Source organism: Lonepinella koalarum, assembly GCF_004565475.1.
Lineage (GTDB): Bacteria > Pseudomonadota > Gammaproteobacteria > Enterobacterales > Pasteurellaceae > Lonepinella > Lonepinella koalarum.
The window spans coordinates 74,568-96,050 of sequence record NZ_SRHX01000007.1 but is presented as its reverse complement, the minus strand read 5'-3'; the positions used below and the strand labels follow the sequence as shown (position 1 = coordinate 96,050).

General features: G+C 37.9%; 14 protein-coding genes and 2 pseudogenes. 7 read left to right on the top strand and 9 right to left on the bottom strand.

Features of this window, described 5'->3' with window-relative positions:
• Positions 1–87: 87 nt before the first annotated feature.
• From glgC to malQ, 4 genes and pseudogenes are all read right to left on the bottom strand, one after another.
• Positions 88–1,395: a glucose-1-phosphate adenylyltransferase gene (gene glgC, locus E0709_RS09475; protein ID WP_132300395.1), complete on the bottom strand. Its 1,308-nt coding sequence runs from the start codon at positions 1,393–1,395 to the stop codon at positions 88–90.
• A gap of 145 nt (positions 1,396–1,540) precedes the next feature.
• Positions 1,541–3,514 carry a glycogen debranching protein GlgX gene (gene glgX, locus E0709_RS09470; protein WP_132301068.1) on the bottom strand — a complete coding sequence of 658 codons (1,974 nt, stop codon included), beginning with the start codon at positions 3,512–3,514 and terminating at the stop codon, positions 1,541–1,543.
• A 456-nt stretch (positions 3,515–3,970) separates the two neighbouring features.
• Positions 3,971–6,286, bottom strand: a pseudogene (glgB, locus tag E0709_RS09465) (1,4-alpha-glucan branching protein GlgB); the annotation flags it as partial.
• Positions 6,283–8,367, bottom strand: coding sequence for a 4-alpha-glucanotransferase (malQ, locus tag E0709_RS09460; protein WP_132300397.1), 2,085 nt, complete (start codon positions 8,365–8,367; stop codon positions 6,283–6,285). The pseudogene glgB and the gene malQ, both read right to left, overlap by 4 nt.
• Before the next feature lie 289 nt (positions 8,368–8,656).
• Here malQ and E0709_RS09455 point away from each other — a divergent pair.
• Positions 8,657–8,957: pseudogene (locus E0709_RS09455) on the top strand (helix-turn-helix domain-containing protein).
• Here the strand turns inward: E0709_RS09455 and E0709_RS09450 are convergent.
• The 3 genes from E0709_RS09450 to glnS are packed head-to-tail and all read right to left on the bottom strand — an operon-like array spanning position 8,954 to position 11,220.
• Positions 8,954–9,394 carry a YcgN family cysteine cluster protein gene (locus E0709_RS09450; RefSeq protein WP_132300399.1) on the bottom strand — a complete coding sequence of 147 codons (441 nt, stop codon included), beginning with the start codon at positions 9,392–9,394 and terminating at the stop codon, positions 8,954–8,956. The pseudogene E0709_RS09455 and the gene E0709_RS09450 sit on opposite strands and share 4 nt — an antisense overlap.
• Positions 9,391–9,546 (bottom strand): lipoprotein, encoded by a 156-nt coding sequence (locus E0709_RS12310; protein WP_165867200.1) that lies wholly within the window; start codon positions 9,544–9,546, stop codon positions 9,391–9,393. Before E0709_RS12310 ends, E0709_RS09450 begins: the two co-directional genes overlap by 4 nt.
• A complete protein-coding gene (gene glnS, locus E0709_RS09445) occupies positions 9,547–11,220 on the bottom strand; it encodes a glutamine--tRNA ligase (RefSeq protein ID WP_132300401.1) in 1,674 nt (557 codons plus the stop codon).
• A 184-nt stretch (positions 11,221–11,404) separates the two neighbouring features.
• On the opposite strand from glnS, the gene E0709_RS09440 reads away from it, so the two are divergent.
• From E0709_RS09440 to tdeA, 3 genes are all read left to right on the top strand, one after another.
• A complete protein-coding gene (locus tag E0709_RS09440) occupies positions 11,405–12,568 on the top strand; it encodes an efflux RND transporter periplasmic adaptor subunit (RefSeq protein ID WP_132300403.1) in 1,164 nt (387 codons plus the stop codon).
• 9 nt (positions 12,569–12,577) lie between these two features.
• On the top strand, positions 12,578–14,509 hold the full coding sequence (locus E0709_RS09435; RefSeq protein WP_132300405.1) for a MacB family efflux pump subunit: 1,932 nt from the start codon (positions 12,578–12,580) through the stop codon (positions 14,507–14,509).
• 139 nt (positions 14,510–14,648) lie between these two features.
• Positions 14,649–16,022 (top strand): toxin/drug exporter TdeA, encoded by a 1,374-nt coding sequence (gene tdeA / locus E0709_RS09430; protein WP_132300407.1) that lies wholly within the window; start codon positions 14,649–14,651, stop codon positions 16,020–16,022.
• Between the two features lie 52 nt (positions 16,023–16,074).
• Here the strand turns inward: tdeA and dapB are convergent, their stop codons facing one another.
• Positions 16,075–16,887 carry a 4-hydroxy-tetrahydrodipicolinate reductase gene (dapB, locus tag E0709_RS09425; RefSeq protein WP_132300409.1) on the bottom strand — a complete coding sequence of 271 codons (813 nt, stop codon included), beginning with the start codon at positions 16,885–16,887 and terminating at the stop codon, positions 16,075–16,077.
• A 318-nt stretch (positions 16,888–17,205) separates the two neighbouring features.
• Here dapB and xseB point away from each other — a divergent pair, with 318 nt between their 5' ends.
• From xseB to dxs, 3 genes are read left to right on the top strand one after another with little or no spacing between them, the layout of a single operon-like run.
• Positions 17,206–17,475, top strand: coding sequence for an exodeoxyribonuclease VII small subunit (gene xseB / locus E0709_RS09420; protein WP_132300411.1), 270 nt, complete (start codon positions 17,206–17,208; stop codon positions 17,473–17,475).
• Positions 17,456–18,352: a (2E,6E)-farnesyl diphosphate synthase gene (gene ispA, locus E0709_RS09415; RefSeq protein WP_132300413.1), complete on the top strand. Its 897-nt coding sequence runs from the start codon at positions 17,456–17,458 to the stop codon at positions 18,350–18,352. The genes xseB and ispA overlap by 20 nt, the downstream gene beginning before the upstream one ends.
• A gap of 44 nt (positions 18,353–18,396) precedes the next feature.
• Positions 18,397–20,253 (top strand): 1-deoxy-D-xylulose-5-phosphate synthase, encoded by a 1,857-nt coding sequence (gene dxs / locus E0709_RS09410; RefSeq protein ID WP_207905219.1) that lies wholly within the window; start codon positions 18,397–18,399, stop codon positions 20,251–20,253.
• Between the two features lie 154 nt (positions 20,254–20,407).
• Here the strand turns inward: dxs and selD are convergent, their stop codons facing one another.
• Positions 20,408–21,466 carry a selenide, water dikinase SelD gene (selD, locus tag E0709_RS09405; RefSeq protein ID WP_132300417.1) on the bottom strand — a complete coding sequence of 353 codons (1,059 nt, stop codon included), beginning with the start codon at positions 21,464–21,466 and terminating at the stop codon, positions 20,408–20,410.
• Positions 21,467–21,483 lie beyond the last annotated feature (17 nt).

The window sequence follows — 21,483 nt, the reverse complement described above, 5'->3', positions numbered from 1 at the left end:
TTTATGTTTCCTTAATTTAGCCCCCATTATCTTTCAAATGTATCTCTCCCGCAAGCAGGGGGAAATAAATTGGGGGCTATAAAATAATTAATCTAAATTTTCGTCAGAACTAACGTCTTCACCATTTAATTTTTTAATCATAGAATCGGTAACTAACACAACTTTTCCGGTACTACTTACACGGAAACGTTTACGATCTTCTTCAATATCAAGCCCGATTTGTGTGTCGTCAGGGATCACCACATGGCGATCAATAATACAATTTCTTAATACACAATTTTTACCAATAGTTACTTGAGGTAAAATAACACAGTGATCAACACTCGAATTTTCTTTAATCTTAACGCGGTCAAATAATACAGAATAACTAATACTTGCATCCGTAATCATACAACCACCTGAAATTAACGAATTATCTACCGGTTTAATATGCGGATTGTTATAGAAGAATTTTGACGGATAAGTTTGTACAGGATTACCACGAATTGGCCAACGTTGATCATAAATGTCTAATTGTGGTTTTTCTGATACTAAGTCAATATTAGATTGCCAGAAACTATCTAATGTACCCACATCACGCCAGTAAATTTCACCTTCAGTATTGCGCCCCATGCAAGAACGACTGAATGGATGAGCATATAACACACCTTCTTCTAAGGATTTTGGTAAAATATCCTTACCAAAGTCGTGAGATGTATAAGGAGATTTCACTTCACGTTTTAACACGTCATATAAATAATCCGCATCAAACACATAAATACCCATTGATGCTAAAGATGTATCTGGTTTACCAATCATCGCCGGAGGATCTTTTGGTTTTTCAATAAAATCTTTAACTTTTAAGTTTTCATCAACCGCCATCACCCCAAATTCAGATGCTTCTGAACGCGGTACTTCAATACAACCCACCGTACATTTTCCACCACTGGTGACATGGTCGAGAATCATTTGGCTATAATCTTGTTTATAAATATGGTCACCAGCAAGGATTAACACATATTTCGGTTGATAATGATGTTTCAAAATTTCCATATTTTGATACACAGCATCCGCTGTACCACGATACCAAGTAGAATTATCAATTTGTTGGCGTGCAGGTAACATGTCAACGAATTCACCTCGTTCTTGTGGTAAGAAAGACCAGCCTGTTTGCAAATGGCGTAACAAAGAATGTGCCGCATATTGTGTTACCACACCGATACGGTTTAATCCCGAGTTAATACAGTTTGATAAAGCGAAATCAATAATACGACGATTACCACCAAAATAAAGTGCTGGTTTGGCACGTTTATCCGTTAATTCGTGTAAACGAGAACCGCGTCCACCTGCTAAAATTAACACTAAAGTTTCTTTAACAAGTTCATATTTGTTAGGTACTGCTACTTTGCTACTCATAATTATTCTCCATAGATAAAATTGCGGGCTAATCGTTTCAGTTCAAAATAAGGACTAATCAATAATCTGCTTACACTATACAAAAAATAAAATTAATTTTCTGTGACAAAGTTCAAACTTTTGAAAATTTAATTAAAAAAATCACTTATTTTCGTTGCAATATACAAAAATCTAAGGTTTCTACTAATAAAACTTGCCCTTTTAACAACTGAGTTCGATTAGAAACTAGCATTTGCCATTTACCATCTGGCAAAATGAAATTTTGTAAATCATCTTTGGCATTGATTACCAATAACCATTTATCATCTAATAAAATTTGTATTGCTTTACTTGCATAGTTTTGCCAGTTTTCTACTTGCAAGCTATGTCCAGATTCATTAAGCCAATTTACATTCTGTGTATTCCACCATTGTCCATTGGTTAGGCTTTGAATTTTTTTACGTAATTGAATGGCTTGTTGTGTCGCTACAAATAAGTCTCGCTCAAACATTGACCACTTCAACCAAGTAATCTGATTATCCTGACAATAGGCATTATTATTACCATATTGCGTATTACCAAATTCATCACCCGCTAATAACATTGGCGTACCATTAGATAGTAATAAAGTACGTAATAAAGCCACACTGGTTAAAAAACGTTGTTTTTCTACCGTATTCTGCTCATTTTTAGGCAAACCTTCCGTAAAACCTTCTATACCGTGGTTATAACTGTAATTTTCATTGTGTCCATCATAATTATTTTCACCATTCGCCCAATTATGTTTATAGTTATAACTAACCAAATCACGTAACGTAAAACCATCATGCGCGGAGATAAAATTCAAGGTTTTGTAGGGTAACTGATTCGCTTTACGATATATATCACTTGAACCCGCTAATCGTTCGGCAAAAGTCCCCAATGCCCCACTTTTCCACAACCAAAAACGCTTAATATCATCACGATAACGGTCATTCCATTCAGCAAAATAGCTTGGAAAATTTCCTACCTGATAGCCTCCATCACCTAAATCCCAGGGTTCACTAATCATTTTACAGCGGCTTAATATCGGATCGTTTTCAATGGCTTTAAATAACAAACCTTGCGGATTAAAATACGGTTGTTCTCTTCCCAAGCTAGACGCTAAATCAAAACGGAAACCGTCAATATGATATTCTTCCACCCAGTATTTTAAACAATCAAGCACCCATGCTCGTCCTTGTGGGGTAGATAAATTTAACGTATTGCCACAACCTGTCCAGTTTTCATAATAACCTTGATCATTATGATAATAATAGGTTTGATCGTCGATTCCACGTTGACTAAAGGTCGGAAAATGTTTTTCCCCTTCAGCAGTATGGTTAAATACCACATCTAAAATTACTTCAATACCGGCTCGATGCAAAGCTTTCACCGCTTGTTTAAATTCATCCATTGGGTTATCTGTCGCTGCATAAGTAGTTTCTAAAGCAAACATGGCTAACGGATTATAACCCCAGTAATTACTTAATCTTTTTTCTTGTAAATGTGGTTCATTAACAAAAAAATTCACTGGTAATAATTCAACTGCCGTTATCCCTAAAGATTGCAAATAAGCAATACTTTTCGGATGCGCGAGACCTGCATAGGTGCCACGAATATGAGCTGGCAAATCTTCACGTAATTTAGTAAACCCCTTAACATGCAATTCATAAATAATGCTTTTTTCCCACGGCGTTTGTAACGGCTTATCCCCTTGCCAATCAAAATTGGATGAACTGGTCACCACCCCTTTGGGTGCCAATTTGGCATTATCACGTCGATCATTTAATAAAAACCATGATCTTTTATCCGCCGTCGATAAATCTGGTTTTCCTACAACCCTTTTGGCATAAGGATCTAACATTAATTTGTTAGGGTTATTTAGGCTAATGCCATCTTTAGGATAAAGACGATAACCATATTGAGCCCCCTCATCAACATCAGCAATCCAACAATGCCAAATATTTTGTTCATTTTTTTTCATGACAAAGCGTTTTTCATTATCTTCCGAATCAAATAAACATAATTCTATTTTGCTTGCTTGGCTGGAATATAGGGCAAAACTAACCCCTTGTTGATTATTGCGAATTTCAATATTCGCCCCTAATAACGTGCTCATAACAATAATAATTTTAAATAATCCATTAATATTAATGATAATATTCAGAAATGGCACATTTAAATGTCCCATTTCTGCTATTACATTCCCTATCTGTTATTCTTCAGCCGTTTTTTTAGCTTTTGGTTTAGCTGTTTTTGTTGTAGTAGCCTCAGTTTTCACTGTTGCTTTTTTTACTGTTGCTACTTTCTCTTTTACTACTTTTGGCGCAGTTTTAGCTTTAACCGTTTTTTTCGTCGGCTCAGCATCTACTTCGGCTTTTTTGCTCGTGGCTTTTGTCACTTTTTTCGCCGTCGTTTTTGCTGTGGATTTCACCGCACTATTTTCAGTCACAAGCGTTTCCGGTGTTACCACTTCTGGTTTTACCGTATCTGATTTAACAGATTTTGTTCTTGTGGTTTTGGTTTTAGCTTTGGTCACTTTGCTTTCTGCCACGTCCGCTTGCACGGTATCTGCTTTAGTGGCTTTCACTTTGATCTCCGTAACCTTAGTTTGTTTCGATTTTGTCGCTTTTATCGGTTTTTCCATCGCAATTTCTGCAGTTTTAGTCCGTTTTATAGCTGTTTTTTTAGCCTTTTTTGTGTTTTTTTTCCAACGAAAATAAATTGTTGCCAATGGAGGCACCACAACAGAAATAGATTGTGCTTTGCCATGACTTTCAATATCTTCCGTTGTGACCACACCAAAGTTACCGACATTTGAGCCTTTATAGTAAGCCGAATCCGTATTCAAAATTTCTTCATACTCCCCTTCTTCGTTCACCCCGATACGATAGTTTTCACGCACCACAGGGGTAAAATTACTCACCACCACAATACGCTCACCATTGCTATCACTACGTTCAAAAGCAAAGACAGAATTTTGATTATCATCAACCACTAACCAATCAAACCCTTCTGGTTTATTATCTAATTGATAAAGTGCGGTGTTTTCTTTGTAAGTTTTATTTAAATCTTTGACTAATTGCAACACCCCTTTGTGCCAACCACCGCCATGGAAATCATCCAGTAAGTACCAATCAAGGCTTTCTTGATAATTCCACTCACGACCTTGAGCAAATTCATTACCCATAAACAGTAATTTTTTACCTGGATAACCCCACATATAGGCATAGTACGCACGCAAATTAGCAAATTTTTGCCATGCATCCCCCGGCATTTTACCTAACAACGAAGATTTACCATGTACCACTTCATCATGTGACAATGGCAATAAGAAGTTCTCGCTATATTGATACACCATACCAAAAGTCATTTTATTGTGATGATATTGACGATAGATCGGATCCAGTTTCATGTAAGAAAGGGTGTCATTCATCCAACCCATATTCCATTTGAAATGGAATCCTAAGCCGTTATTTTCAGGCGGTAAAGTCACACCAGCAAAAGCGGTGGATTCTTCTGCAATACTGGTTGCCCCCGGCACTTCGGTACCTACAATACGGTTGGTTTGACGTAAGAAATCAATCGCTTCTAAATTCTCACGACCACCATATTGGTTTGGAATCCACTCGCCGTCTTTACGGCTATAATCACGATAAATCATCGAAGCGACCGCATCAACACGTAAGCCGTCTAAGCCAAAACGTTCTAACCAATATAACGCATTTCCCGTCAAGAAGTTTTTCACTTCGTTACGACCATAATTATAAATTAAGGTATTCCAGTCTTGATGATAGCCCTCTTTTGGATCCGCATGTTCATATAATGCCGTACCGTCAAAAGCAGCTAAACCATGGGTATCACTCGGGAAATGCCCCGGAACCCAGTCTAAAATCACATTAATTCCCGCTTCATGTGCTTTGGCAATAAAACGTTTAAAGCCTTCTGGTGTACCAAAACGGCTGGTTGGCGCATATAAGCCTAAAGGTTGATAACCCCAAGAACCATCAAATGGATATTCAGAAATTGGTAATAATTCAATATGGGTAAAACCCATATCTTTTACATAAGGAATAAGTTCATCGCCAAGCTGGTCATAGTCTAGCCAGAAATTATTTTCAAGGTTCCGACGCCATGAGCCTAAATGGACTTCATAAATAGAGATCGGTTGATCCGCTTGATTAGCTTTGCGACGAGCATCCGTCATCTCCACAATTTCAGGTAACGCACTGACTTGTGATGCAGTATCTGGGCGTAATTGTGCGGCAAAGGCATACGGATCAGATTTTAAGCGAAGTTGATTATTGCTATCTAATAATTCAAATTTATATAATTGCCCTAAGGTGACTTTCGGAATAAATAATTCCCATACACCACTATCGGCATGGAAACGCATTGGATGACGGCGACCATCCCAATAGTTAAAATCACCGACCACAGAAACCCGTTTCGCATTTGGAGCCCATAAACGGAAATTTACCCCTGTGACATTGTCACACTCAGTAAAGTGAGCGCCTAATACTTCATAAGGGCGTAAATGGGAACCTTCGGCTAATAGCCAATTATCTAATTCTTCGATCATCGGATGAAAACGGTAAGGGTCTTCAATAAATATCGCTTCATTACCCCAATAGACTTTTAATTGATAATCAAAAAAATCACGAGTATTTGGTGCGACACCGGTGAAGAAACCTCGTTCATCAATCAAATCCAACACCACTTCAACATTTTGTGTTGTTCGATTGATAACTTCAACACTGTTTGCATCTGGCATTAATACACGAACTTCAATTCCCCTTTCCGTTTCGTGCATACCTAACACCGAAAATGGATCAGCATGCGTTCCATTAAAAAACGCATCTATTACTGATTGTTCTACTAATTTTTTCATAATGACTTCCTATTATGGTTAATTTCATTTAATAATGCCTGAATGCGTGGGTCACTAAATATTTGTTCTAGTGGCATAGCAAGTTTAATTTGCCAATTTGGGTACTCGGTTGATGTCCCTGGTAAGTTAAACGACACTTCTTGATCGATCAGATTTTCTAACTGTACACCAATCAATCGACTTTGACTACATGCTAAATAACGATGAATCACAAAATTTAGATGATCGTGCATCGCCATGCTTAACGCATCGCCGTCATAATCATCGGGTAAATAATGATCACGGTGCAAACTATTTAATAAGGCTTGTTTGTCCTCTACTCGCTGTTGATATTTTTGTTGCAAAAAATCCCCTTGCAACACGCCTAATTGTTCAAATAAGGCTAAATCCTTACAATGCCAAAAACTCCGTAAAGATGGCACATCATGCGTACCAATGGTGGCAAAGGCTTGAGTTGGGAATTTTTCAGCGGGGGGAAATTCACCATTCGCTTGCGAGAAATACAACACAAAATACGAATAGATTAAAAATTGATTTAATGTTGACCGCACTTCATCAGCAACAGTACCTAAATCTTCCCCCACAATCACACATTGATTGCGTTGGCTTTCAATGGCTAAAATTGCCATTAATTCCGCAAACGGATAAAACACATAAACACCATTAACAGCGGTTTTATTTTCTGGAATCAACCACAAACGGAACAATCCCATCACATGATCAATTCTCAATACGCCGAAATGTTGCATATTCGCTCGTAACATTTCAATAAAAGGTTGGAAACCACGTGCTTTTAATACGGTTGGATTATAAGGTGGTAAATTCCAATTCTGTCCGATAGGTCCTAATGGATCGGGTGGTGCACCAATGCTTGCATTGACACAATAAAGTTCAGGATCACTCCAAACATCCGCACTACCCCGTGAACTTTGTACCGCTAAATCACCGTAGATACCTAATTGTAAGCCAACTTTCTGAGCAACAATTTTTACTTCTGCCAACTGTTGTTCAGTTAGCCATTGCAACCACATATAAAATTCAATTTGATTTTGATATTTTTTAATTAACGCGTTACGGTTTTTATCACTTAATTGTTGCCATTCTTTTCGCCAGCCTAACCAACCGATATTTTTTTCCTCAGCTTGATGAGTTGGATGCTCAATCCCATCTAATACATCAAATAATGCTTGATTTAACAGGTTATCTCCCTGTTGTTTAACAAAATCTAAAAAGGCTTGCCGGCGAGTGATAATTTTGGCGGTTTTACTACGCTGACTAAAGGCAAAAAGCTGCTCAAGTGCGGTGAATTTTAAACGAGAAATTGCTTGATAATCTACTTGTGGCTGTTGGCGTAAACGCGTCATTTCGTCTTGTTGTTGAACAAACCACGTCTGCACAGATTTAGCTAATTTATATTCCGGCAACCAATCTACCGCCAAATAAATCGGATTTAACCAACGACGAGATGTGGCACTATACGGACTCGCCCAATCTGGTACGGCAGCATACATTTTGTGTAATGGATTAATCCCGATAAAATCCGCACCAAATTGCACCGCATGTTGTACTAAATAAGTTAAATCGGCAAAATCGCCAATCCCCCAGTTACGCTCAGAACGCAAACTATAAAGCTGAACATTAATCCCCCATGCTTTTTGTTGCTCTAATAACGGAGATTGAAAAGTGGTTTTGGGTTGTACTAATAAACGTATTTTACGCTGCTGATTTTGGTCAGAAAGGGTCAATTGATAATAACCGACGGGCAAAGCTGGTAAACTGATTTGTTGTTGGGATTGCTGTTCAAGTAATATTTCATCTTGTTCGTTGGTTAAACGGCAAGTTGTGACGGATAAGAAAAAAGAAGAAAAGGAATAGTTTGTAGCTTGTTCTGCGTTTATGACAAAAACATCATCAAAGTGATCATTAGACTGGCTATTTTCCGTTGATAAAAGTGCGGTGAAATAATCTAAAGTTTCTGCTGATACTGTAATAAAATGACCATCAATATCATAATGGGAAAGACAGATCCCTAATTTTTCAGCTTTCTGTTCAGTACAGCGTTGTTGTTCCGTTAAATTCATAGGTGTACCTCAAGTTTCAACTACATTTTAGCAAGGTCTATAATAAACTCAATAAATTTAATTCAGTTTTGTGATCTTTGTCATATTTGTTGGAATCATAGAAGAACAATCAGGCTTACTACGATATGGATTTTTGTGATCTGGATTCCAAATATTGATCATCTTTTTTGCTTGCAGCCTAACTTTGCATTATGTTTTCCATTATATAAGAATAATTCTATGGCTTGACAAATAAGCTATAAATTATAAAATATCAAAGAATAAGCCATGACTTAATTAGAGCAGTATAATGAAAACATTAGATGATCTACTCGCAACATTCACACCTGAAGAACAACAAGAAATACAACAAGAAGCTGAAAAACTCGTCCTTGAATCTGGGCTTTAATAATCTAAGAGAAGAAGCGATGTTGTCACAGAAAGAATTAGCCAACTCATTAGGCATTTCCCAACCTGCCATTGCTCAAATTGAACAACGTGGCAATGAATTAAAACTTTCTACTTTAAAGCGTTATGTAGAAACCCTTGGCGGAAAACTTAGCCTTACGGTGGAAATGCCAACGGGGAATACACATATTTTTCGGATTTAATCAATCACATACTCAAACCAATCAATCACATCCCTTTCATGAATGCCATTTTTGATCATAACGCCAGCTAATTTGACTGAGTTGGGGTTATGGGAAATCAGCGGATGCCAGTCAAATAAAGGCTTGCCTTCGTATAGTAAACGATAGGCACAGGTATCGGGGAGCCAGCTGAATTGAGCGAGATTTTTTTGGGTGAGTTTGGTACAATCGTCAATTAATTTAAAACGATTGCAATAATCACCGCACTTTCCGGTTTCTAGGTTTAATAAATCACAGGCGATACGGGTGTAATACAAGCGTTCTCGCCGTCCACGTCCTGAGATAAATTTGCGGTAGCAACATTTACCGCAACCGTCACATAGGGATTCCCATTCCGATTCGGTCATCTCCGCAAGGGATTTGCGTTGCCAGAATGGGCGAGCTTCCGTTGTGATCATTTCATTTCCGTATTGACATCAAAACGGCTGGTGTCTTTGTTGTATTTCAAGCCTGAACCTGAGCCTTCCGCCCCATTAAAATAAATATCTTTTGGCTGGGAACACGCCGCTAAAACCAAGACACTCAAGGTGATGAAGAGTAATTTTTTCATTTAAAATCCTTCTTTTAAGCTAACGGTGAGATTAAACACCAACTGATCCGCGCGGCTGTGTTTGTTGTCCGCACAATAATAGCCTTCCCGTTCAAATTGATAGGCTTGTTCCGCTTGAGCATTAACAAGGGATTTTTCTACAAAACCTTGTTTCACCACCAAGGAATTCGGGCTAATGGCGGCTATAATATCCTCTTCCGCTCCCGGGTTTGGCATATCAAATAAACGTCCGTATTGACGAAATTCCGCAGGGTAATTTTCTGTTGCTGACACCCAATGAATTACGCCTTTCACCTTACGTCCATCAGCAGGATTTTTGCCTAAAGTGTCAGGATCATAAGAGCAATAAACGCAGGTCACATTGCCGTCTGCATCTTTTTCTACTCGTTCTGCTTTAATTACATAAGCATTACGTAAACGTACTTCTTTGCCTAATACTAAACGTTTATATTGTTTATTGGCTTCTTCACGAAAATCTGCCTGATCGATATAAAGCGCTTGGGTAAATGCTAATTGACGAGTGCCGAGTTCTTCCCGATTGGGGTGATTAGGTGCGGTTAAAATTTCTGGATTTTTTAAGTTTTCAATCACGATTTTTAACGGATTAATCACTGCCATGGCACGTGGTGCATTAGTGTTTAAATCATCACGAATACAACTTTCCAATGCACTAAATTCTACCACGTTATCTTGTTTAGTCACCCCAATACGGCGACAAAATTCACGTAAAGATGCTGGCGTATAACCCCGACGGCGTAAACCTGAAATGGTTGGCATGCGTGGATCGTCCCAGCCATCTACCACTTTTTCTTCCACTAATTTCAATAATTTACGTTTAGAAGTTAAAGTACCTTCTAAATTTAGACGAGAAAATTCATATTGATGTGGCAACGGACGTGCAATAGAAATATGTTCTAATACCCAGTCGTATAAACGGCGGTTATCTTGGAACTCTAACGTACACAATGAATGGGTAATGCGTTCAATAGCATCAGAAATACAGTGAGTAAAGTCGTACATCGGATAAATACACCATTTATCTCCTGTTTGATGATGGCTGGCAAATTTCACCCGATAAATCACAGGATCACGCATCACCATAAAGGGTGAACTCATATTAATTTTGGCACGCAAGCTCATTTTACCCTCAGGGACTTCGCCGTTTTTCATTTTTTCAAATAATGCCAAATTTTCTTCAATCGGGCGATCACGATGCGGGCTATTTTTCCCTGCTTCCGTTAAGGTACCACGATATTCACGCATTTGTTCTGCTGAAAGTTCATCTACATAGGCTAAGCCTTTCTCAATTAACTCAATGGCATAGCCATAAAGTTGATCAAAATAATCGGAAGCATAACGTGGTTCACCCTCCCAGTGAAAACCTAACCATTCTACATCTTGCTTGATGCTGTCCACATATTCCACATCTTCTTTGGTGGGGTTAGTATCATCAAAACGTAAATTACATTTGCCTTGATAATCTTGGGCGATACCAAAATTTAAACAAATAGATTTGGCATGTCCGATATGCAAATAACCATTGGGTTCAGGCGGGAAACGAGTGTAAACATTGTTATGTTTACCACTTGCTAAATCTTCATCAATAATTTGGCGAATAAAGTTGGTTGGACGAATCTCGCCCGTTTCTTCAATTACAGTCTTTTCGGTTGTCATATAGTCAAATTTAAGCGGTTAAAAATGAGGGTTATTCTACACGCTTTAAATAAAGATTACAAAGTCGATAAAAAGATAAAAATGAAACTTTTACCTAAAATCACAATCTATTAAGCATACTTAAGGATTTATTAAGATTTATCTCTTATACTTCCCCTCACTTTAATTATTATCGGACAATATTATGAAAAAGAAGTTATTCATTGCAGCAATCGTCCTAGCATTATGTGGCAGTTGTTGGTTTTATTTTAAAGCAGATAAAGATTCGCAAATTACCTATTTAACCGAAACAGTGAACCGTGGTAATTTACAAAAATCAGTGATTGCCAGTGGGACAGTACGAAGCTATAACCGCGTTGAAGTGGGGGCGCAAGTATCTGGAAAAATTGAAAAAATCCATGTGATCTTAGGACAAGAAGTCAAAGAAGGTGATTTGATTGCGGAAATTGATTCCAAAACACAAGTCAATAACCTAAATACCGCGCAAGCTCAACTGTCTTCTTATCAGGCTCAATTAAAAGCAAAAAAAATAGCTTATGATGTGGCATTGTCAGCTTATAATCGTATAGCTAAATTATATAAGCAAAATTCAGCCACGTTAGATGATTTAAATTCAGCAAAAAATACCCTATCCAGCGCGGAAGCGGATATTGAAACGGTACAAGCATCTATTAAGCAATCAGAAATTGAAGTCAGCACCGCTCAAACTAACTTAGGTTACACTAAAATTGTGTCGCCATTAAATGGTACGGTGATTTCTATTCCTGTCTCTGTCGGACAAACTGTCAATGCGAATCAAACGACACCAACAATCGTACAAGTGGCTGATTTAAGCAAAATGTTGGTGAAACCTGAAATTTCCGAAGGGGACATTACTAAAGTGAAACAAGGTATGTCAATTGAGTTTACTACCCTATCTGATCCAAATACCAAATATCATGCTCAAATTAATTCGGTCGATCCAGCCATGACAACATTAACTGATAATGGTTATACAGAAGATGTGACCGATACCAACGCCGTTTATTATTATGCCAATGTGGTTGTAGATAACCCAGACGGTAAATTGCGTATCGGCATGACAACGCAAAATACCATTACTATTGCAGATGTTAAAGATGCCTTATTAGTGCCAACCACTAGCCTACAAAATGATGGTAATCAAGTTTATGTCAATGTATTAAATAATGATAAACAGGTAGAAAAACGAGAAGTTACTATCGGCTTAAATGATGATGTGAATACCCAAATTTTATCTGGCTTAAATGAGGGTGAAAAAGTGATTACCTCTCAGGTAGCGGAAGGTGAAACTGTCGGTAATAGTAACCGTGGACCAAGATTGTTCTAAGGTTGCGATATGAATATCATTGAAATCAAAGGCATTAACAAATTTTTTGGTGAAGGTGAAAACCGTACCCAAGTTTTAAAAGACATTGACTTAGATATTAAAAAAGGTGATTTTATTGCCATTATCGGGCAATCGGGTTCGGGTAAATCGACCTTAATGAACATTATCGGTTGTTTAGATACGGCAACATCGGGATCTTATAAAATTGATAATCAAGAAGTTAGTCATCTTAATCGAGATCAACTTTCCGACTTGCGTCAACAAAAATTTGGTTTTATTTTCCAACGTTATAACCTGCTTTCTACTCTAAGTGCGGTGGAAAATGTAGCACTTCCGGCCATTTATGCTGGTGTTGATCAACAAGCTCGTTTAGCACGAGCCGCTAGTTTGTTAGATAAATTAGGCTTAGGCGATAAATTAGAAAATAAACCGAGCCAACTTTCCGGTGGACAACAGCAACGGGTGAGTATTGCTCGAGCCTTGATGAATGGCGGTGAAATTATTTTAGCAGATGAGCCAACAGGGGCATTAGACAGTAAAAGTGGTGAAACGGTAATGGAAATTCTAACCCAGTTACATAGCGAAGGGCATACCATTATTTTAGTCACCCACGACAAACAAGTGGCGAATTTTGCTAACCGGATTATTGAAATTAAAGATGGTCGTATTATTGAAGATACACGTAAAAGTGATTTAATTGCTCATAAAGATACCACACCAAAAATCAATAAAAATGCCTTTAGTTTCTATAAAGATCAGTTTATGGAATCCTTTAAAATGTCGGTGAACGCTATTTTAGCTCACAAAATGCGTTCACTATTGACCATGCTGGGAATTATTATTGGGATTACGTCTGTGGTTTGTGTGGTGGCATTAGGTAACGGTTCACAACAAAAAATTCTGGCCAATATTAATTCTATGGGGACTAACACCATGGATATTTTTAATGGTACCGGATTTGGCGATCGACGCGCTGAGAAAAATCAAAATCTGACAGTTTCCGATAGTGATATTTTAGCCAAACAAAGCTATATTGAAAGCTCTACACCAAATAGTTCAGTGAGTGGCACACTGACTTACGGTAGCCAAAGTTTTACCGCCCAAGTCTATGGTGTGGGTGAACAATATTTTAATGTGAAAGGCTTAATCACAGTGACAGGGAAAATTTTTGGTGCGAATGATGTAGCAAATAATGAAAATGTAGCGGTCATTGATGATAATACCGTCGACCAGATTTTCCCAAATAGCGATCCTATCGGGCAAATTTTAATGGTTAATAAAAAGCCATTAAAAGTGATTGGTGTAGCAAAATCCAATAATAATATGGGGAGCAGTAGTAATCTAAAAATCTATATCCCTTACACCACAGCAATGAATAAAATTTCAGGTAATCAGAAAATTGATAGTATCACAGTAAAAATCCGTGATGATGTTAATTCCACCGTGGCAGAAAAAGGACTGACCAATTTATTGCAGGTTCGTCATGGTAAAAAAGACTTTTTTGTGATGAACACCGACACGATTAAACAAACAATTGAAGCCACCACCAACACAATGACCTTGTTGATTTCATCTATTGCGTTGATTTCCTTAGTGGTTGGAGGCATTGGTGTGATGAATATTATGTTAGTGTCAGTGACTGAACGTACCAAAGAAATCGGCGTTCGTATGGCAATTGGTGCTAGACAAGCAAATATTTTGCAACAGTTTTTGATTGAAGCCGTGTTAATTTGTTTAATTGGTGGTGTAACAGGAATTTTGCTATCCGTCTTATTTGGCACTATTTTTAATCTGTTTATGACGGATTTTACTATGATATTTTCCAGTTTTTCGATTATTTCGGCAGTACTCTGTTCGACCTTAATCGGTGTGATTTTCGGCTATGTGCCAGCAAAAAATGCATCACAATTAAATCCGATTAATGCACTTGCGAGAGAATAGTAGAAAATTTTTATTTTTCTGTTAGAATAAGCAAGTTCAAAAATGAACGAACGTTCATTAACAACTTTTTTATTAAAAGTGCAGTTAAAAAATGAGGTATTTTTCACCGCACTTCCATTTCAAATTTGAAGGAAAAAATATGTTAAAACTCAATAAAATCGCCCTAACCGTGATTTTATCTTCTGCTTTAGCAGGTTGTGCTAATATTGAAGATAGCTACCAAACTAGCCAACAAGATTACCAACAATATGAACAAATTACTCAACAATATAATATCAAAGAAAATTGGTGGACATTGTATAATGATGTCCAACTAAATCATGTGGTTGAACAAGCTTTATTAAATAATAAAGATTTAGCCAAAGCAGCAATTTCGGTAAATTCAGCTCTTTATCAAGCAAATTTATTAGGCGCAGATTTAGTACCAGCCTTTAACGGTTCAACCAGTTCGTCTGCCAGTCGTCGTACGGATACCCATGATAATTCGACTATTAGTCATGAAGGATCATTAGGTGTCAGTTACACCTTAGATTTATGGCGTCGTTTAGCCGATGCGGCAGATGCTGGCGAATGGACGTATAAAGCAACACAACAGGATTTAGAAGCAACTCGTCTTTCTTTAATTAATTCTGTTGTGGTAACTTATTATCAGCTTGCTTATTTAAATGATGCCATTTCAGCTACAAATGACACCATCAGCTATTATGGTCAAATTAACAATATTATGCAAAATCGTTTCGCGCAAGGCGTGGCAGATCGTGCCAACATAGACCAAGCACAACAATCTGTATTAACTGCTCGTAACAATTTAATTGCTTACCAAACTCAACGTAAAACTGCCGAACAAACTTTACGTAATTTATTAAACTTAAAACCAGATCAAGCGTTAAATATCACTTTCCCACACATTTTAGATGTAAAAACAGCTGGGGTTAACCTTAACGTACCAGTTTCAACGATTGCTAATCGTCCTGATGTTAAAGGTAATTTATTCCGCTTAAGCAGTGCATTTAAAGATGCCAAAGCCGTGCAAAAATCGTGGTTCCCAAGTATTAATTTAGGCGGTAGCATATCCTCTAGTGCTAGTACGGTAGGTAATTCATTAAGTAATCCTGTAGCTGCCGGCACGTTAGCCATTAGCTTACCATTCTTAGATTGGAATCATGTGAAATGGAATGTGAAAATTTCCGAAGCTGCTTATGAGTCTGCTCGTGTCAATTACGAACAAGGCATTACTACCGCATTAAATGAAATTGATACTAACTATTTTGCTTATACCCAATCCCAACAAAACTTTGAAAATTTAAACAAAAAATACGATTATGATCAACGTATTACTCAATATTATCAAAATCGTTATAATGCGGGTGTTTCTGAATTAAGAGAATGGTTAGCCGCAGCAAATACGGAAAAATCTTCTCAGGTAGCAATTTTGAATGCAAAATATGCCGTTATTCAGAATGAAAATGCGATTTATAGTGCAATGGGTGGATATTATTCCACCAAGTATTAATATGCTTATTGCATAATTTGGCCCCTATTGCAGGGGCTATTTTTTATGCTGATTATAAATTATTCAAATCTAACACATCAGTCATATCAAACAAACCATGCGATTTATTTTCAATCCATTTGGCTGCACGCACTGCCCCATTCGCAAAGGTCATACGACTAGACGCTTTATGGGAAATTTCCACTCGTTCACCAATATCAGCAAACCACACCGTATGTTCACCTACCACATCACTGGCACGAATAGTGGAAAAGCCAATTTCATCACGTTTACGTTCGCCTGTAATACCTTCTCGAGCAAAAACACCATGTTTTTTTAAATCACGCCCCAATGTTTTGGCAATATGTTCACCCATGGATAACGCCGTACCTGACGGTGCATCCACTTTATGACGATGATGAGCTTCAATAATTTCAATATCGCAATAATCCCCCATTACTTTGGTTGCTTTTTCTAATAATTTAAAGACTAAATTTACACCGACGCTATAATTGGAAGCAAACACAATCCCAATTTTTTCAGATGCTTGTTGAATAGATTGTTTACCTGCATCATCAAACCCCGTTGTGCCGATAATCATATTTTTGTGATATTCTGTACAAACTGTTAAATGTGCCAAAGTACCTTCTGGGCGAGTAAAATCAATTAATACATCAAAATGACTAATTTGATGTTCTAATTTATCTTCAACTTTAATGCCTAAATTACCGACACCAGCTAACTCACCCGCATCAGCACCAATTAATGATGAACCCTCGCGTTCAAAAGCGGCGCCTAATTCGACGCCATCTGCTAAATGTACCGCTTGAATTAATTGACGCCCCATTCTACCGCCAGCACCTACAATACCGATTTTTAATGTCATGATGAAATTCCCTCTTTTTATGCTTGTCATGTCGTTTTATTATAATAAAAAAAATACCAACAATCAGTGATTATTGGTGTTTTCGTGTAACAAATTAAAAACTATACTGATTTGAAATTAAAATACATTACATTTTTTACTGTAATTAATTTAAAAATCAAAACAATAAGTTGAAATTTTGCATATTCTCTAATGGTGAGACATTTGCGTTTTATTTAAGAAAAAACAGCCATAAAATTCACCGCAGTTTACGGGAAATTTCCCCATCAGCCAAAAATCAAGTAGAATACGCAAAAAGATTAATAACAGGAACACCAAATGGCACGTAAACCAAAAGAAACAGAAAATGAATTGGACTTTGAAAGTACCTTGGTTCAATTAGAAAATGTGGTTAATCAATTAGAAAATGGCGATTTGCCTTTAGAAGAGGCGTTAAAAACCTTTGAAAGAGGCGTAAATTTGGCGAAACTTGGACAACAACGGTTACAACAAGCCGAACAACGAATTCAGATTTTATTACAAAAAAGTGCCACCGCAGAACTCAGTGATTATCAGCAAGGACAGCAAGATGACGGTTTACAATTTTAAGCAAGATTTAGCCGATATACAGCAACGCATTAACAATTTTATGCTGGCACAATTTGATGAAATTGATTGTTCTCCCTCACCTTTAGCAGATGCGATGAAATATGGTTTATTGCTCGGCGGTAAGCGAATTCGCCCGTTTTTGGTGTATGCCACAGGACAAATGCTCGGGGCGAAGATTACTCAGTTGGATTATGCGGCGGCGGCATTGGAATGTATTCATGCTTATTCTTTAATTCATGATGATTTACCCGCCATGGATAATGATAATTTAAGACGCGGACAGCCGACTTGTCATATTGCCTTTGATCACGCCACCGCTATTTTGGCAGGCGATGCCTTACAAGCTCTTGCCTTTGAAATTCTAACCAAAAGTACCGCACTTTCTGTTGAACAAAAACTGGCATTAGTGCAAATATTAAGCCGTACATCTGGGGTACAAGGAATGTGTTTAGGGCAAAGTTTAGATTTGCTGGCGGAACATAAACAGGTATCCTTAGCGGAGTTAGAAATTATTCATCGCAATAAAACAGGGGCATTACTCTCTTGTGCAGTCACCATGGGTTTTATTTGTTCGCCTGAATTTGGTAATCAAAAATTGGCTCAACAGCTTGAAAATTATTCCCAAGCGATCGGACTGGCATTTCAAGTGCAAGATGATATTTTGGATATTGTGGGCGAACAAACAGAAATCGGTAAACCCGTGGGATCGGATTTGAATTTAGGTAAAAGCACTTATCCAAAACTGCTTGGACTTGATGGCGCAAAACAAAAAGCACAAGAGTTATATCGAACTGCGGTGCAAAATCTGGCAGAAATGCCATTTGATACCACTGCGCTGTTATCTTTGGCGGAATTTGTAGTTAGCCGAAAAAGCTAGTAGAATACACCCAATTTTATAATTAACATTAAATCCATAACCTTATGACTGATTACACACTACTTTCCCATATTAATTCGCCTGATGATTTACGTTCATTAAATAAAGAACAATTGCCACAAGTATGCAATGAATTACGCCAATATTTGCTCGAAAGTGTGAGCCAAAGTAGTGGTCATTTAGCATCTGGATTAGGTTGTGTAGAACTAACAGTTGCTTTACATTATGTGTATAAAACACCGTTTGATCAGTTGATTTGGGATGTAGGACATCAAGCCTATCCGCATAAAATTTTAACGGGTCGCCGTGAGCAAATGTCAACTATTCGCCAAAAAGACGGTTTACATCCTTTTCCGTGGCGGGAAGAAAGCGAATTTGATGTATTAAGCGTGGGGCATTCTTCTACATCAATTAGTGCGGGTTTAGGTATTGCCATTGCCGCTGAAAAAGAAAATGCGGGGCGAAAAACGGTGTGTGTTATTGGAGATGGTGCGATTACAGCAGGAATGGCATTTGAAGCGCTGAATCACGCAGGTGCAGTGCATACCGATATGTTGGTGATTTTAAATGATAACGAAATGTCCATTTCTAAAAATGTTGGAGCATTGAATAATCATCTTGCTCGCCTTTTTTCAGGTTCAATTTATTCGACGGTACGTGATAGCGGCAAGAAAATTCTAGATAAAGTCCCCACCATTAAAAACTTTATGAAAAAAACCGAAGAACACATGAAAGGTGTGATGTTCTCACCGGAAAGTACCTTATTTGAAGAACTCGGTTTTAATTATATTGGTCCGATTGATGGACATAATATTGATGATTTAATCGTTACTTTAAGTAATATGAGAGATCTTAAAGGTCCACAATTCTTGCACGTACGTACCAAAAAAGGCAAAGGATACGCCCCAGCGGAAAAAGATCCCATTGGTTATCATGGTGTACCAAAGTTCGACCCAAGCTGTTGCGAATTACCAAAATCCAGTAGTAAACCAACTTATTCCAAAATCTTTGGTGATTGGTTATGTGAAATGGCAGAAAAAGATGAAAAATTAGTAGGAATTACGCCTGCTATGCGTGAAGGTTCGGGCATGGTAGAATTTTCTGAACGTTTTCCCGAACAATATTTTGACGTTGCCATTGCGGAACAGCATGCCGTGACGTTTGCGGCTGGCTTGGCAATAGGTGGTTATAAGCCTGTTGTTGCCATTTACTCTACGTTCTTGCAACGTGCCTACGATCAATTAATCCATGATGTTGCTATTCAAAATTTGCCCGTACTATTTGCTATTGACCGTGCAGGTATTGTGGGTGCGGACGGGCAAACTCATCAAGGGGCATTTGATTTAAGTTTTATGCGTTGTATTCCAAATATGATCATAATGACCCCAAGTGATGAAAACGAATGTCGCCAAATGCTCTACACAGGGTATCAATGTGGTCAACCCGCTGCCGTGCGTTATCCTCGTGGTAATGCAGTTGGTGTGCAACTTGAACCCTTACACGAATTAGTGATCGGGCAAGCAAAACCGGTTAAACAAGGGGAAAAAATTGCTATTTTGAATTTTGGCACATTATTATCAAATGCTCTTGCCGTGGCAGAACAATTCAATGCAACCGTAATTGATATGCGTTTTGTGAAACCGTTAGATGTAGATTGTATTAAACATATTGCGGAAACCCATGATCTTATTGTGACTATAGAAGAAAATGCCATTTTAGGAGGAGCTGGATCGGGTGTAGCGGAAGTGTTATTTTCTCAACAAAAAAACACCGCAGTTTTACATCTCGGTCTGCCTGATCAGTTTATTGCACAAGGCACACAAGCAGAAATGTTGGCGGAAATAGGGTTAGATACAGCAGGTATTGCACGACAAATTGAAAAATTTTACAAAAATATTTAAAAAATCTGAACTATTTGTAGAATAACCAGTCTGAATAATTGCTAGTGCACTGCATATCTTGATGATCCTTTATATCGCAGTCGTTTTTTTCAAATTCTTTATTTTAAAGATTCACCGCTATCCTATTTGATAGCGGTTTTTTTCTTTTAAAGCATTAAGAAATTACTTGAATTTTCACCGCACTTTCATCTGTTTTTTTAATTAATCGACCGACTGGTGTCAATTCAATCCCTGCTTGTTGAGCCACATCAAAAACTTGTTTCTGTGCTTGCGGTTCGATAGCGATTAACAAACCACCCGACGTTTGTGGATCACATAAAATTGCTTTTTGCACATCGGTTAATACCGATACTTTATGTCCATAACTGGCAAAATTGCGGTCTGTACCACCCGGTGTACAGCCTTGAGCAATATAATCCAATACGCCATCCAGGGTTTTAAGCTGATTAATTTGCACTTCTGCTTGCAAATCCGCCCCTTCGCACATTTCCAATAAATGCCCTAACAAGCCAAACCCTGTCACATCGGTCATGGCTTTTACACCATCAATTTTTGAAAATTCCGCACCAATATTATTCAATTTCGTCATTGTCGCCGTGGCAAGCCCTTTATGTTGTTCCTGCAACTTACCTTTTTTCTCTGCCGTGGTTAAAATGCCAATCCCTAACGGTTTAGTTAAATAAAGTTGACAACCTGCTGTAGCCGAGGCGTTTTTCTTTACTTTTTCGGTATCAATAATCCCTGTTACCGCCAAGCCAAAAATCGGTTCCGGTGCATCAATAGAATGCCCTCCAGCTAAGGAAATCCCTGCTTGATGACATACAAAACGCCCACCATCGACTATTTTCTGTGCCACATCTACAGGTAATAATTTCAACGGAAAACCAAGAATGGCAATCGCCATAATTGGTTTACCTCCCATGGCATAAATATCGCTGATCGCATTGGTCGCCGCAATACGTCCAAAATCAAAAGGATCGTCCACAATCGGCATAAAGAAATCTGTTGTACTAATTATACCTATACCATTACCAATATCATAAACTGCCGCATCATCCGCCGTATCATTTCCCACCAACAAATGCGGATCTGCAAATTTTTCCAATTCCGACTGCAAAATATTTTGCAAATCTTTCGGCGAAATTTTACAACCACAGCCAGCACCGTGGCTATATTGGGTTAGGCGAATATTTTCTGTTGATGTGTTTGTCATCTTTTGTATCCTTTTTG